Source organism: Neohoeflea coraliihabitans (assembly GCF_019334345.1).
Taxonomy (GTDB): domain Bacteria; phylum Pseudomonadota; class Alphaproteobacteria; order Rhizobiales; family Rhizobiaceae; genus Pseudohoeflea; species Pseudohoeflea coraliihabitans.
Genome location: NZ_JAHWQX010000002.1, coordinates 151,486 through 165,254 on the forward strand (window position 1 = coordinate 151,486; position 13,769 = coordinate 165,254).

At 64.4% G+C, this 13,769-nt stretch carries 15 protein-coding genes; 5 read left to right on the forward strand and 10 right to left on the reverse strand.

Annotated features, from left to right (window positions below):
• The first annotated feature begins 3 nt into the window (after positions 1–3).
• The 3 genes from KY465_RS06760 to rnhB all read left to right on the forward strand — a co-directional run bounded on the left by KY465_RS06760 (position 4) and on the right by rnhB (position 3,160).
• Positions 4–936 (forward strand): 4-(cytidine 5'-diphospho)-2-C-methyl-D-erythritol kinase, encoded by a 933-nt coding sequence (locus tag KY465_RS06760; protein ID WP_219200931.1) that lies wholly within the window; start codon positions 4–6, stop codon positions 934–936.
• A 234-nt stretch (positions 937–1,170) separates the two neighbouring features.
• Complete coding sequence (locus KY465_RS06765; RefSeq protein WP_219200932.1) at positions 1,171–2,328, forward strand: PA0069 family radical SAM protein; 1,158 nt, start codon at positions 1,171–1,173, stop codon at positions 2,326–2,328.
• A 172-nt stretch (positions 2,329–2,500) separates the two neighbouring features.
• The gene (gene rnhB / locus KY465_RS06770) at positions 2,501–3,160 is read left to right on the forward strand and encodes a ribonuclease HII (RefSeq protein ID WP_219200933.1); all 660 of its coding nucleotides are present in this window, start codon (positions 2,501–2,503) and stop codon (positions 3,158–3,160) included.
• Positions 3,161–3,302: 142 nt separating this feature from the next.
• On the opposite strand, the gene KY465_RS06775 is transcribed toward rnhB, so the two are convergent.
• The 9 genes from KY465_RS06775 to KY465_RS06815 all read right to left on the reverse strand — a co-directional run bounded on the left by KY465_RS06775 (position 3,303) and on the right by KY465_RS06815 (position 10,619).
• Positions 3,303–3,794, reverse strand: coding sequence for a F0F1 ATP synthase subunit B (locus KY465_RS06775; RefSeq protein ID WP_219200934.1), 492 nt, complete (start codon positions 3,792–3,794; stop codon positions 3,303–3,305).
• 12 nt (positions 3,795–3,806) lie between these two features.
• Positions 3,807–4,424 (reverse strand): F0F1 ATP synthase subunit B, encoded by a 618-nt coding sequence (locus KY465_RS06780; protein WP_219200935.1) that lies wholly within the window; start codon positions 4,422–4,424, stop codon positions 3,807–3,809.
• A gap of 66 nt (positions 4,425–4,490) precedes the next feature.
• Entirely contained in the window at positions 4,491–4,718 is a 228-nt protein-coding gene (locus KY465_RS06785; protein WP_131569648.1) for a F0F1 ATP synthase subunit C, read from the reverse strand.
• A 75-nt stretch (positions 4,719–4,793) separates the two neighbouring features.
• Positions 4,794–5,552 (reverse strand): F0F1 ATP synthase subunit A, encoded by a 759-nt coding sequence (locus tag KY465_RS06790; RefSeq protein WP_219200936.1) that lies wholly within the window; start codon positions 5,550–5,552, stop codon positions 4,794–4,796.
• 105 nt (positions 5,553–5,657) lie between these two features.
• Entirely contained in the window at positions 5,658–6,062 is a 405-nt protein-coding gene (locus KY465_RS06795; protein WP_219200937.1) for an AtpZ/AtpI family protein, read from the reverse strand.
• Positions 6,063–6,340: 278 nt separating this feature from the next.
• On the reverse strand, positions 6,341–7,519 hold the full coding sequence (locus tag KY465_RS06800) for a cell wall hydrolase (protein WP_219201704.1): 1,179 nt from the start codon (positions 7,517–7,519) through the stop codon (positions 6,341–6,343).
• 85 nt (positions 7,520–7,604) lie between these two features.
• Positions 7,605–9,083, reverse strand: coding sequence for a ribosome biogenesis GTPase Der (gene der / locus KY465_RS06805; protein WP_219200938.1), 1,479 nt, complete (start codon positions 9,081–9,083; stop codon positions 7,605–7,607).
• A gap of 147 nt (positions 9,084–9,230) precedes the next feature.
• Positions 9,231–9,902, reverse strand: coding sequence for a tetratricopeptide repeat protein (locus tag KY465_RS06810; RefSeq protein ID WP_219200939.1), 672 nt, complete (start codon positions 9,900–9,902; stop codon positions 9,231–9,233).
• 129 nt (positions 9,903–10,031) lie between these two features.
• Complete coding sequence (locus KY465_RS06815) at positions 10,032–10,619, reverse strand: NnrU family protein (protein WP_219200940.1); 588 nt, start codon at positions 10,617–10,619, stop codon at positions 10,032–10,034.
• A 115-nt stretch (positions 10,620–10,734) separates the two neighbouring features.
• Here KY465_RS06815 and KY465_RS06820 point away from each other — a divergent pair, with 115 nt between their 5' ends.
• Together KY465_RS06820 and KY465_RS06825 are read left to right on the forward strand one after the other, a co-directional pair.
• Positions 10,735–11,073, forward strand: a complete 339-nt coding sequence (locus KY465_RS06820; RefSeq protein ID WP_219200941.1) for a TraR/DksA family transcriptional regulator — start codon at positions 10,735–10,737, stop codon at positions 11,071–11,073.
• Between the two features lie 117 nt (positions 11,074–11,190).
• Entirely contained in the window at positions 11,191–12,180 is a 990-nt protein-coding gene (locus KY465_RS06825) for a polysaccharide deacetylase family protein (protein WP_428982982.1), read from the forward strand.
• Positions 12,181–12,201: 21 nt separating this feature from the next.
• Here the strand turns inward: KY465_RS06825 and sbmA are convergent, their stop codons facing one another.
• Positions 12,202–13,533 (reverse strand): peptide antibiotic transporter SbmA, encoded by a 1,332-nt coding sequence (sbmA, locus tag KY465_RS06830; protein WP_219200942.1) that lies wholly within the window; start codon positions 13,531–13,533, stop codon positions 12,202–12,204.
• Positions 13,534–13,769 lie beyond the last annotated feature (236 nt).

Genomic DNA, 13,769 nt, shown 5'->3' on the forward strand with positions numbered 1-13,769 from the left:
CACATGCAGGCAGATACCGCAATTGCGGCCAGCGCGGTCGAACTGGCCGCGGCGAAGATCAATCTCGGGCTGGCGGTGACCGGCCGGCGCGCGGACGGCTATCACACGCTCGACAGCATCGCCGTGTTCACCGAGCTCGGTGATCGCGTCGTGGCACGCGCCGCTGACCGCGACAGTCTGGTCGTCGACGGGCCGTTTGCCGCTGCGCTGACGGGCGGCGATGCCGGCAGCAATCTGATGATCCGGGCCCGCGATCTGTTGCGGGCGCATCTTGGTGCGAGCAAGGCCGGGGCGATGAAGGATGCGCCTCCGGTGGCGCTGAGCTTGACCAAGCGCCTGCCGGTGGCCGCGGGCATCGGCGGCGGCTCGGCGGATGCGGCAGCGACGTTGCGCGCCTTGTGTCGTCTCTGGCAGGTCAGGCCGCCGGCGCCGGATCTGCACAAGATGGCCTGCGCGCTGGGCGCCGATGTCTCGGTCTGTCTGGCCGGACAGCCGGCACGGATGAGCGGCATCGGCACGGAGCTGAGCCCGTTGAACCCGTGGCCGGCGCTGCCGATCGTGCTGGTCAATCCGTTGCTGCCGGTTTCCACCTCAAGCGTGTTCGAGCGGCTCGTGCGCCGCGATGCCGGCCCCCTGCCGCCCCTGCCCGTCCAGCGCGATGTCGCCTCGATCGCAGCATGGCTGAATTCCAGCCGCAACGATCTCGAGCCTACGGCGACGCAGCTTGTGCCGGAGATTGCCGCCGGGCTGGCCGGCCTGCGGCGCAATGCGGCGCTGGCAACAGCGATGTCCGGCTCGGGCGCCACCGTATTCGGCCTGTTTGCCGACGCGGCGGCGGCTCGGGATGCCGCGACCGAGATGCGCAGGGAGCGTCCGGACTGGTTTGTCGCAGCCACGTGCAGCCATGCGGCCATGCCGAAGCTTGATCTCTGCTGACATACGGCGGGTGCCGGACTGCCGGTGACGCTGCGGCGGCGCTGCTTCCGGCCGCCTGAACAAAAAACCCGCAAATCGTCCGATCTCTGCAAAGCCGCCTGCATGGCCGCATGGCAGCGTGCGCTCCATTTTGTTCTTGCTTTGTTCGACTTGATGATTTAGGAATAAATTCATCAACAGCGGGCGAGTCGGTTCACAGACCGTCGCCCGGAAATGCAGGGAAGGGAGACGGCAATGCGTGCGAGCGACACGGGAACGAGCACCGCTTTTGATCCTGCCCTGACGGCCGGACAGGCCAATCAGCGGGCGGCCGAAGCGCTGTTGCGCCCGGATGCGCGGCGGCGGCGCGGGCGCGGGGCCGGCCTGAATATCGCCGGCCGCTACGAGGTGGAGACGCGCGAGGTCTTTGATGATGGCTGGAACTCGCTGGATGAGCTGCCGCCGTTCAAGACCGAAGTGCAGGTGGAGAAGCCGCGCAAGATCATCACCCGCAACGAGTCCCCCGACATTTCCTTCGATCGTTCGATCAACCCCTATCGCGGCTGCGAGCACGGCTGCGTCTACTGTTTCGCGCGGCCGAGCCACAGCTATATGGGGCTGTCGGCCGGGCTCGATTTCGAAGCGCGGCTGTTTGCCAAGCCGGATGCCGCCCGGCTCCTGGAGCGGGAACTGTCCAAGCCCGGCTACCAGGTGCAGCCGATTGCCATCGGCACCAACACCGATCCGTATCAGCCGATCGAGCGCGAATGGCGGATCATGCGTCAGGTGCTCGAGGTGCTGGAGGCGGCCAATCATCCGGTCGGCATCGTCACCAAGTCGGCGCTGGTGACGCGTGATATCGACATTCTCGAACGCATGGCGGCAAAGGGCCTGGCGCGGGTGGCGATGTCGGTGACGACGCTCGATCGCAAGCTGGCGCGGACCATGGAGCCGCGCGCGGCAACACCGGCCAAGCGGCTGGAAGCGATCCGGATGCTGACGCAGGCCGGCATCCCGACCTCGGTGATGGCGGCACCGATGATTCCGGGCCTGAATGATCATGAACTCGAGCGCATACTCGATTCGGCGCAGGCGGCCGGCGCCAGCGCAGCGAGTTATGTGATGCTGCGCCTGCCGCACGAGGTCAGCCCGCTGTTCCGCGACTGGCTGCTGCGCCACTACCCGGACCGCTACCGGCGTGTGATGTCGCTGATCCGCTCGATGCGCGGCGGCAAGGATTACGATGCGGAGTTCGGCAAGCGGATGCGCGGCAGCGGCCCCTATGCCTGGCAGATCGGCCGGCGCTTCGACCTGGCGGCCGAACGGCTCGGGCTGAAGCGGCGCAAGGCGCAGATGCGCACCGATCTGTTCGTGCCGCCGAAAAGTGACGGCGTGCAATTGTCGCTACTCTAGATTCCGGGTTGCGCAGTGCCAGCTGCTTGCGACCCGAGCGAAACGACCGGATCGTCCATCCGCCATGACCGGGGCCCCACCCGCCCCTGAGGATCCGGTTGCCCGCGTGCGGCACCCCGTCCCCGCCGCCCGGGACTTGCGGGGAATCGGCCGGTGATGCAAAAGCTCATTGATGAGCTTGCGCATGCCGTCCGATTCCCTGTTTTCTGCCGAGGCGCTGCCGCAGCGTACGGCGCCGGACTTCACCCTTGAAAGCGGGCTGATGCGCGATGGCTTCCGCCATGTCGCAGGGCTTGACGAGGCCGGGCGCGGCCCGCTGGCGGGACCGGTGGTGGCCGCAGCGGTGATCCTTGATTGTGAGCGTGTTCCGGACGGGCTGAATGATTCCAAGCTGCTGACGCGGGACCGGCGCGAAGCGCTGTTCGAGACGATTCTCGCCAGCGCCATCGTCTCCGTCGCCTCTGTCTCGGCCGCCGAGATTGATCGCACCGATATCCGCAAGGCCAGTCTCATGGCCATGGTGCGCGCAGTCGCGGCCCTGCCCAACGAGATACACTTCGCCTTGGTCGACGGGCGCGACGTGCCGCCAGGTATCGGCTGCGCGGCCAAGGCGGTGGTCAAGGGTGACGGGCGCTCCTGCTCGATCGCCGCCGCTTCGATCGTCGCCAAGGTGATGCGCGACCGGATGATGGTGCGCGCCGGGGGGCTGTTTCCCGACTATGGGTTCGAGCGCCACATGGGCTACGCCAGCGCCTTTCACCGGGCGGCAATCGCCAGCAAGGGGCCCTGCGCCCTGCACCGCATGAGCTTCCGTCCGCTGCGGCCGGATTGAGCGGCCTGCGTACCGCTGCTGCCGGCACATTTCTGCAATAATTTAGCGTCTGGTCGTTATCGGACGGGCATGCGCAGACGCAAAAAGGGCCCGGCGCGGTGCGCCAGGCCCTTTTGTCGGTTTTGATGCTCTCGCAGCCGCTTCAGTTCAAGCGGGTCTTCAACTCGCCAAGCGAGGACTGGAAGAGGTCACCGGCCTTGGCCGTATCGACTTTCTCCGCGACCAGCTTTTCGGCAGCGGCAACGGCGAGTTCAACGGCCGAAGCCCGCACCTCGTTGACCGCTTCGGTCTCGGCCTGACGGATCTTCTGCTCGGCCAGCGCGGTGCGCCGGGCAACATAGTCTTCCGTCTTGATCCGGGCTTCCTCACGCAGCTGCGCGGCTTCCTTCTCGGCGGAAGACAGGATCGAAGCCGCTTCCTTCTCGGCCTCGTTGCGCTTGCGCTGATACTCGGCAAGCAGCTGCTGCGCTTCCTCGCGCAGCTTCTTGGCCTGATCGAGTTCGTTCGAGATGTCGGCGGCCCGCTTGTCGAGGCTCTTGCCGATCATCGAAGGCACCTTCACATAGACGAGGATGCCGAGAAAGATCAGAAGAGAGACGAAAGCCCACAAAGAGGCCCAGGATGTCGCGTCCATTGCGGTTGTCTCCTATTTCGCCTGTGCGTCGCGCACGGCGGCGGCGGCCTGCGCCTTTGTCACCTTGCCGCCGAGCAGGTGTTCGACCAGCTCGCTGACGACATCGGTGGCGATGGCATCAACCTCGCCGAGCGCTTCCCCCTTGATGGCGGAAATGTGCGTCTCGGCTTCCGCCATGCGGGCAGCCAGTTCGCCTTCGACCTTGGTCCGCTCGGCATCAGCCGCGGCCTTGGCCTTGTCGCGCGCCGCCTGGGCGATCTCTGCCGCCCGGTTACGCGCTGTCGCCAGTTCCTGCTCATAGGCCGCGATGGCGTTGTCCGCCTCTTCCTTGAGCCGGTTGGCTTCCCCGAGATCCTGAGCGATACGATCGCGCCGGTGCTCGAGAATGCCGCCGATCCGCGGCACGATGACGCGGTTCATGAACAGGTAGAACAACCCGAAGGTGATCGCCAGCCAGAGGATCTGCGAGGCGAAGGTCGACGAATCGAACGGCGGGAATGCGCCATGCGCTTCGCCGTGATCGGCCACGCCGGTCTCGGTCTGCACCTCGCCCGCAGCGGGTGTGGTGTCCACCGGATCCGGTAGCGCACCATCTGAGCTCTGCTGGGCAAATGCCGGGGTTACAAACATATACGCCTCCAAAGTGAGCAGCCACGCCGAAAGACGGCGTGGCGCGCGGTCACTGTCCGTCGATGATCAGACGGCAAAGAGGAGCAGAAGGGCCACGAGCAGCGAGAAGATGCCGAGGGCTTCCGTCACGGCGAAGCCGAAAATCAGGCGGCCGAACTGGCCATCGGCAGCGGACGGATTGCGCAGGGCGCCCGACAGGTAGTTGCCGAAGATGGTGCCCAGGCCGATGCCTGCGCCGCCCATGCCGAGGCAGGCGATACCGGCGCCGATGTACTTTGCTGCTTCTGCTTCCATGATTGATCTCCTTTGGAATGGATTGCTTGCAACTGGAGTGTGGCGGCTCGGCCGCCGGTGAGGAATGATCGTCTTCTAGTGTCCCGGATGCAGGGCATCATTGAGATACATGCAGGTCAGGACCGCGAAAACGTAGGCCTGCAGGAAGGCGACGAGAAACTCGAGACCGGTCAGCGCCACGGTCATGGCCAGCGGCAGGATGGCGCCGCCAATGCCAAGCGCGCCGAGCGTGCCGAGCGAAAAGACGAAACCGGCAAACACCTTCAACGTGATGTGACCGGCCAGCATGTTGGCGAACAGGCGGACCGAAAGGCTGATCGGACGCGACAGGAAGGAAATCACCTCAATGGCAACAACCAGCGGCATCAACAGCATCGGAACGCCCTGGGGCACGAAAAGATTGAGGAAGTGCAGGCCGTGCTTCCAGAAGCCGTAGACCACGACCAAGCCGATCACCAGCATCGAGAAGGCAAAGGTGACGATGATGTGGCTGGTGACGGTGAAGAAATAGGGCACCATGCCGAACAGGTTGGCGATCAGGATGAACATGAACAGCGAGAACACCAGCGGGAAGAAGCGCATCCCCTGCGAACCGGCCCCGTCGCGCAACATCGAAGCGACGAATTCATAGGACATTTCCGAGATCGACTGCATCCGGCTCGGCACCAGGCCGCGCGTCGAGGTGGTCAGATACAGAAACGCCGCCGTGGAGACGACGACCAGCACCATGAACAGCGAGGAATTTGTGAACGACAGGTCCAGACCGCCGATCTCCACAGGGATCAGCTTGGTCAGGTTGAACTGGTGAATGGGGTCGACTTTATCCGTGGCCACCTGCCGCCTCTTCGATCTTTCCGCTCCGCATCTCGCGGAGACCTTGTTGCGTTTTGCCGCCGGCGGGAGGACGAACCGTTCCCGTCAATCCGGACATTCGCCGTTCTACTCGTCGTCCGGCTTCGCCTTCCAGGAGCTGTTGCGCTGCCCCGGAGCGGGGGTCGAAACAGCGCCCGTCGAGCGCAGCACGTTCAAAACACCGGCACAAAACCCCAAGAGCAGAAGCACGATCATGCCCCAGGGCGCCGTCCCGGCGAACCGGTCGAGAAGATACCCGAGAAACGCACCGACAAGCACGGCGGCGATGAACTCGCTCGACAGCTTGACGGCCAACGCGTAGCCCTGTCTGCGCTCTCGACCTTCCTCCCGCGGCTCAACTTTGCCGCCGCGGGTGGCAAGATCAGCGGCCAGGCGCCGGCGTCGTGCCTCGAGACTTTCCCCACCTTGTTCCGTCTGTCTGTTGCCGGCCGGCGATTCACCGGACGAGCCCTGCTTGTCGCTCTCGACCACCGACCGTCCTCGCACTGCCCGCAACGACCGGAGAAGGCCGTTTTGAAGTCGGGCGCAACATAGTTTTAGGCTCTGCCATAGTCAAGGCGATAGAAGTCCGCAGCGGGGTGAGAATTTTCTTTTTAAATACAGAAAGTTAGCAGGCTCGCGCCACCTGCTGCGCTGTCGATGATCGAATTTCTGACAGGCTGGTGGCGGGCGGCGAGAGAATCCCCCGCTCCCTGCGCCGCCGGGACGCTTGCCTTTCCGTCATGCGGGATCGGCACCGGCGTCGGTGATCAGCTCCAGCCGCCGCCATGGGTGACGAAGAAGATGTGCTGCCCGATGCGGCCGACGCGACGCATCTTGCGCGCCCAGGGGGGACGGACATAGGTGGCGTGGTAATGGGTGGAGGATCCCACCTCGGTCAGCCAGATCTTGCCGGCGGAGACGGCGATGGCAATCTCCTCGGCCATGTTCCAGTGGCGCGGCGACTTGATGCGGTCGCGGATCCCATCGCAGGCGAAGGAGAACTGGCAGCGGTTGCGCCAGGACTGGTTCTGGTAAACGACGCCGCAGATGCTGTCGGGATAGGTGGGATTGCGCACCCGGTTGAGGATCACCTGCGCGACGGCCGCCTGGCCCTTGAGGCTTTCGCCGCGCGCTTCGAAATAGATGCCGGCGGCCAGGCAGCGCTGCTGCTTGGCGCTGAAGGCAGAGGCGGGCAGCGGACTGGCGGCCCAGGCGTGATCGCGCTCGCCGATCGGCGGGATGAAGCGGCCGCGGCGGGTTTCGGTCTGCAGGATCGAGGCAAAGGGCGACTGGCGGGAGTAGTCAGGCGGCGGCGGCGCATAGGCGGTGGCCAGGATGTCGGCATCGCGGTTGGTCACCAGTTTGGCAAGCATCGGCGAGACCTGTGGATCTACCACCTTCGGCTTGCGGGCGTAGAAGGCGCGGGCGACCTGTACTTCGCGGCCCTTGATGTCCGGATCGACGAACGCCATCGGCTTGTTCAGTTCAAGGGTGGGTCGCAGAAGGTTGGACTGCCGCTCGAGCACCGAGCCGGCCGAGAACTGGCGCGGCGGCGCGATCGGGGCGACGGTGACGACGCGGCCCTTTTTCTGCGAGCGGGTGATGCGCTCGGAATCGGGGCGGGGATCATCGGCGCCGACCTTGCCGGAAAAGGCGATCACTTCGCCGCTCGGCAGGGTGATGCCGCCGCCGCCGGTGGTCGAATTGGTCAGGATCGGATCGACGAAGGCGAGATCAGCGGTCTGCACGGCGCCGGCGGGCGCCGCCGTCAGATGGGTTTTCCACCGCCCCTGCCCTTTCTCGAGAGCGGCGATGTAGGAGCCCATATCGGCGAAATCGGTGGGTGTGGGTGAAGCGGCAAAAAAGCCGAAACCGATCAACAATGGCGCAAAAAGGCGATGGCCTGGACCCTTGCGCAACCCCTTGCGGTCAGGCCGACGGTGCATGAAATGGCGCACGCAAACTCTCCGGTACACTTACTCGCGAAACAACAACAGCTTCGCAAGGTGGATCATTAACCTTGATTTACCGTTAACCGCGCCGGCTGCCGGAGGGGGCTTTCTTCTTGCCCCAGCGCGCCGCCTGGCGGCGAGCCGGTTTATCGCTGGGCGCATAGGGATTTTCGCCGCCGCGATAAAAGATGCGAATCGGCACGCCCGGCATTTCGAAATCGTTGCGCAATCCGTTGATCAGATAGCGGGTGTAGGATTCCGGGACAGCATCGGGACGGGTGCAGGAGATCATGAAACCGGGGGGCCGGGCCTTGACCTGGGTCATGTATTTCAGCTTCAGGCGCCGGCCCGAAACCGCCGGCGGCGGGTGATGGCCCTGCACGAAATCGAGCCAGCGGTTGAGCTTTGCCGTCGAGATGCGCTGATTCCAGATGCGATGCGCGAAGGTGACGGCTTCCATCAGCTTGTCGAGCCCCTCGCCGGTCTGCCCGGCCATCGGCACGGCACGGATGCCACGGATCTGCGGCAAGAGACGCTCGGTCTTCTCGCGCAACTCCTTGAGCACTTCCTGGCGATTGTCGATCAGGTCCCACTTGTTGAAGGCGATGACCGGGGCGCGGCCTTCGCGCACGACGAGATCGGCAATCTGCAGATCCTGCTTTTCGAAGGGGATCGTCGCATCGAGAACGATGACGACGACTTCGGCAAAGCGAATGGCGCGCAGCGCATCGGCGACCGACAATTTTTCCAGTTTCTCCTGGACGCGCGCCTTGCGCCGCAGCCCGGCGGTATCGAACAGCTTGATGTCGCGGCCGCGCCATTGCCATTTGACGGAGATCGAATCGCGCGTGATGCCGGCCTCCGGCCCGGTCAGCAGGCGGTCTTCGCCAAGACAGGTGTTGATCAGCGTCGACTTGCCGGCATTGGGGCGCCCGACAATGGCCACCCGCATCGGCTTGCTGGTGTCGTATTCCGGGCCTTCATCCTCGTCGTCGACCGGACGCGGGGCGATATCGATATCGGTTGCCGCCTCCTCCGGACGGTCTTTGGCAAACGCCCGCTCCTCGCCAATGGCGGCAACGATGGCATCGCGCAAATCGAGCATGCCACCGCCGTGCTCAGCCGAAATCGGCACCGGCTCGCCGAGCCCGAGGCGATAGGCATCGAACATGCCGGCTTCGGCGCCGCGCGCCTCGGCCTTGTTGGCGACGAGAACGACCGGTTTGCCGCGCTTGCGCAAGATCGAGGAGAGCATTTCGTCGACCGGCGTCAGTCCGCTCTTGGCATCGACAAGAAACAGCGCCAGATCGGCCTCGTCGATGGCGGCCTCGGTCTGGGCGCGCATGCGACCCTCGAGTGTTTCAGGCGCGGAAATTTCCAGGCCAGCGGTATCGATCATGGTGAAGCGCAGATCGACAAGGCGGGCGTCGCCCGGCCGGCGGTCGCGGGTGACGCCGGGCGTGTCGTCCACCAGCGCCAGCTTGCGGCCGGCCAGGCGGTTGAACAGCGTCGATTTGCCGACATTCGGTCTGCCGACAATGGCGAGAGTGAAGCTCATATTCGTCCTTGCCCTCCCCGGGGCCCTGTCACCAAAGCGCGCGACCGGTCATTGCGGCCCAGTCCCTGCAGCCCCTGCCACACGCTGCAAACCGGCACGGTCGGTCCGGCACCTGACGACGCGCCCGGGGCGGCATCGCCGGTCCGGTCAGGACTGCGGCAGGCGCGCGGTGATCAGATCCAGCATGATTTGCGCCCGGCGGCTGATATTGGCCGGAGACTCGTCGTCGGACAGGATTTCCGCGAACCAGTCCCGGGCGCGCGCCAGCTCTTGCACCTGAAAAGCGGCAAGACCAAGGATTTCGCGAGCCGAATGTCGATAAGCGTGGCCGGGGACGGCAAGCAGCTCGACGGCAGCGGAGGCGGCCTCGTAGCTGCCGGTGTCGACGAGAAGGTAGCCGGCGCGCACCCGCGCCACATCGCGCACGGAATCGGCGACGCCGCTGTCCTGGGCGATGGCGAGAAAGGCGCGGGCGGCGGCTTCCTTATCGCCTTCTTCGGCGGTGACGGTGGCGGCGCGCATGCGGGCGAGCACCGGATAGGCGCCGTGCCCTTCCTCTTCGAGCGCGTTGAAGGCGGCGAGAGCCTCCTCGTTCTTGCCCTGGCGGGCGAGTTCGAGGGCGACGAGATACTGATCGCCGGAGCGTGCCGCAGTGACATTGCGCCAATATTCCCAGCCGCGCTCGGCGGCGGTTCCGACGATGATCAGGATCGCCAGGCCGATGATGAGAAAGCGCCAGCGCTGCCAGAAGGCCTTCAGCGCATCGGAGCGAAGCTCTTCATTGACTTCGCGGATAAAGGTGGAATCATCGTTGCTCATGTCACTCGCCCGGTCATCTGCCCGGGTTGCGGCCCGGACGCCATTTGCCGCCTTCTAGTGTCAAACAGGTTTCAATGGAAGGGAAAAGGCTGCGGCAGTGCCTTTCGCCGCTTCCAGAGCCGGGTCGTGTCAGCGCATGACAATCGGCGCGACGCCGAACAGCCATTCGTGCAGGAACAGGACAAAGGCGAGGTAGACGAGCACGCCGACCGCCACCGAAATGACATCCCAGCGCACCGGCCCCGGCCGCGGCTCGACGGCTTCGCCAGCGCGAACCCGGCGCTTGACGGCAATGCGGTCCAACACCGCCCAGACGAGAAAGCCGCCGAACAGCAGCAGCGATGCGAGATCGCCATTCACCAACAGATGGGCAGGCGCCCAGATCTTCACCGCCAGCAGCATCGGATGTTTGACTGCAGCCTTGATACGGCCGGGCGGAAATTGCGAGACGACGAGCAGGATGATCGACACCAGCATCAGCAAGGCGGTGACATGACTCATCCACAGGGGGGCGACCCAGAGCACGACCGGATTCATCCGGGCCATTCCATAGCCCCAGACGATCAGCACCAGGCCAACCAGGGCGATCACCGAATAGACGGCCTTCCAGGGCCCCTCACCGAGTTTGGCGACCTGTGCGTCGCGGAAATCCGATGCGGCAATGCGGACCGAATGAATGCCAAGGAAGATGACGAGTCCGAGGATGAGGATCAGCACTTAAGCGCTCCATGATCGAGATGTGTTGCAAAGCTATAGCGGTTGCGGCGCAGGAATTGAACAGGCGCCGGGCCGGGTTGTTGGCGTTTTCACCATTGCCGCCTACCATTGTCGCATGACAGTTGATCTTGCAGCGGCGCGCGCCCGGCTCAACGATGTGAAGAACGAACTCGAAGCGATGTCCGCGTTATCACGGGCCGCGCGGGCTCCGGTCGAGCTTGATCAGCAGTCGATCGGAAGGCTGTCGCGCATGGATGCGATGCAGCAGCAGGCGATGGCGGCCAGCCAGGAACGCACGCGGCAGCGGGATCTGGTGCGCATCGAGATGGCCGAACGTCGCCTTGCGGAGGGCGACTACGGCTATTGCGAGGACTGCGGCGAGGAGATACCCGACCGGCGCCTGGCCATCGATCCGATGGCCGAAACCTGCGTTCGCTGTGCCGCTGCGCGCTGACAAGCGCATACAAATCTGCAACTCAAAGCCATTACGGGAACCTGCGGGACGCCCGCGCCGTTTCCCCTGATGTTTACCGGAGTCTTGTCCTTGCCGCGTTTGTCCGGCCTTCGTGCCCTGTCCCGTCTCAGCCTCGCTGCCAGCGTCGGTCTTGCCGCCATCCTCTTGCAACCGGCGCAGCCGCGTGCCGCGCAGGCAGGCACCGATCCGCAATTGATCATCGTCTCGTTCGACGGCGCGCATGACAATGCCTTATGGGAGCGCAGCCTGGCCATGGCGCGGCGCACGGGCGCGACCTTCACCTATTTCCTCGGCTGCACGTTTCTGATGACCCGCGCCGATGCGGCATCCTATCAGGCTCCGGGCGAGAAACAGGGCGCATCGAATGTCGGCTTTGCGCCGGACCACGCTGATGTCAGGGCGCGGCTCGGACACATCTGGGAGGCCTACCGGGCCGGCCACGAAATAGGCAGTCATGGCTGCGGCCATTTCGATGGCAGCGCCTGGACGGCGCGGCAATGGCAGGAGGAATTTTCCCAGTTCGATGCGGCGCTGAAGCGCGCCTGGACCGTGAGCGGCAATGGCGGGTCCGAGCCGGCCGGCTGGCAGGACTTTGCCACGACGGCGATCCGGGGATTTCGCGCGCCTTATCTTGCCACCGGGCCGGGACTGTTCGAGGCCCTGGCGCGGCACGGCTTTGCCTATGATGCCAGCACGGTGTCCGACGGGCCGGAAACGCCGCGGCTCGGCGCCAAGCCGGTGCGGTTTTCCCTGCCGATGATCGCCGAGGGGCCAAAAAACCGGCCGGTGATTGCCATGGATTACAATTTTTTCGCCCGCCATTCCGGCGCCAAGGAACGCCCCGAGGACGCCGCCGCGTTTCGCGAGCGGACACTGAAGGCCCTGCGCTCGGCACTCGAACGCGAGTATCAGGGCAGCCGGCAGCCGCTGCAGATCGGGTATCACTTCGTCGAAATGAATGGCGGCGCCTACTGGGATGCGCTCGACATCTTCCTGGAGGAGAGCTGCGGCAAGGCGGAGATTGCCTGCGTCAGCCACGCCGAAGCGCTCAGACGGCTTGCCGCCGGCGATGATTCCCCCAGCTGATGCGCCGGCCGCCTTGTTCTGCTAGCGCGGATCCTCGATGGTCTGGATCGCGTCGGGACCGCCCTCGCCCGGCGCCGGATCGGCGGCGCGCTGGGCGTAGCCACCGCCGGTGCCGATGCCCGAGAGATAGCGCTGTTCGAGATCGGACAGTTCCTCGCCGCGGAACACAGCCTCGAAGGCGCGCAGGCGTTTGTAGATCGACAGCAATTCGACGATCGTCGTCCAGGAATTGACGAGAAACTGGAATGAATTGGAGACCTGGCTGAAGGCGGTGAGAATCTGCTGCCAGATGCCCAGCGTGATCTTGCCGGCAATGACGGTCGGCACGAGGATGATGTTGACGTAAATGGCATCGGCCTGGATGTAGAATCCGCGCGCGATGTTGAAATACATGTAGTGAAAATACAGCCTGAAATAGTTCTTGCGGACGTTTTCAAACAGCTGCCGGACGGTTGGCGGCTGCGCCCGGTCCGGATCATCCTCGCCGTAGACCAGTTCCTTGCGGTAGGCCGCCTCGACTCGCTGATTGCGAAATTCGAGCCCCGGCAGCTTGATCCCGACAATGGCCAGCAACGCCGTGCCAAAAGCGGCCCAGAACAAAAGCGCGGTGAAGAGCGCATGCGGAATGGCGCCTACCAGCGGCAGCTCGGTGACATATTGCGACAGTGCCCAGAGCACCGGCAAGAAGGCGACGAGGGTCATAATTGCATCGACGAAGGCAACGCCGAGCCCCTCCATGATCGAGGCAAAGCGCATGGTGTCTTCCTGAACACGCTGGGAAGCGCCCTCGATGTGGCGCACGCGCGGCCAGCGATCCATGTAGAAATCGTTCATCGCGGTGCGCCAGCGGAAGATGTAGTGGCTGACAAAGAAGCGCGTGACGACGAACACGCCCATGGAGACGAAGGCGATCTCCGCGAAAATGATCAGGAGGCCGTAAAGGTCGGCCTGGGTGACCGAGCCATCGCCGGAGAGGGCCTGCTGGAACTGGTCGAAGAACGGCCGCCGCCAATTGTTCAGCGCAACACTGACCTGGACGCCGAAATAGGTGGTGAAAAGGATGAAGATCGATCCGAAGATCGACCACCATTGCCAGCGGTGCGGCGAGAAGAAGAGCCAGAAGAAGCCGAAAGCGCAGGACCAGATCAGGTAGAAGAAATAGAACCACATGAAGGACGGCGTGTAGAAATAGCGCAGCCCGACGATCGGTTCATCGGTCTCAGATGCCAGCGGAAAGCCGAGCGCCTGGCCGATCGAGTCGCCGATCGTGTACCAGAGTACGATGCCGAGCGCGGTCCAGAGCAGGGCCGAGGAGAAGAAGAGCTTCGGCCGGGGAAAGAATGATTCGAACACAGAGGGCCTTCCGGGAAGCGGAGCGGTAATGCCTGCGGGCGATGACCGTCCATCTGATCGGGGGTTCTTGTTAGGCCAAAGGCCGGGAAACGACAATTGCTGTCATGAAAATATGAGCAAAGCTTGTCGGCGGCGGGCGGGCGCTGCGTATCAAGCCGGAAAATGACACGGCCCGCCTTGCTTGCAAGGCGGGCCGTCTGTTGCATGGGGGCGCCGTCAAGCGCCTGGGCCGTGTC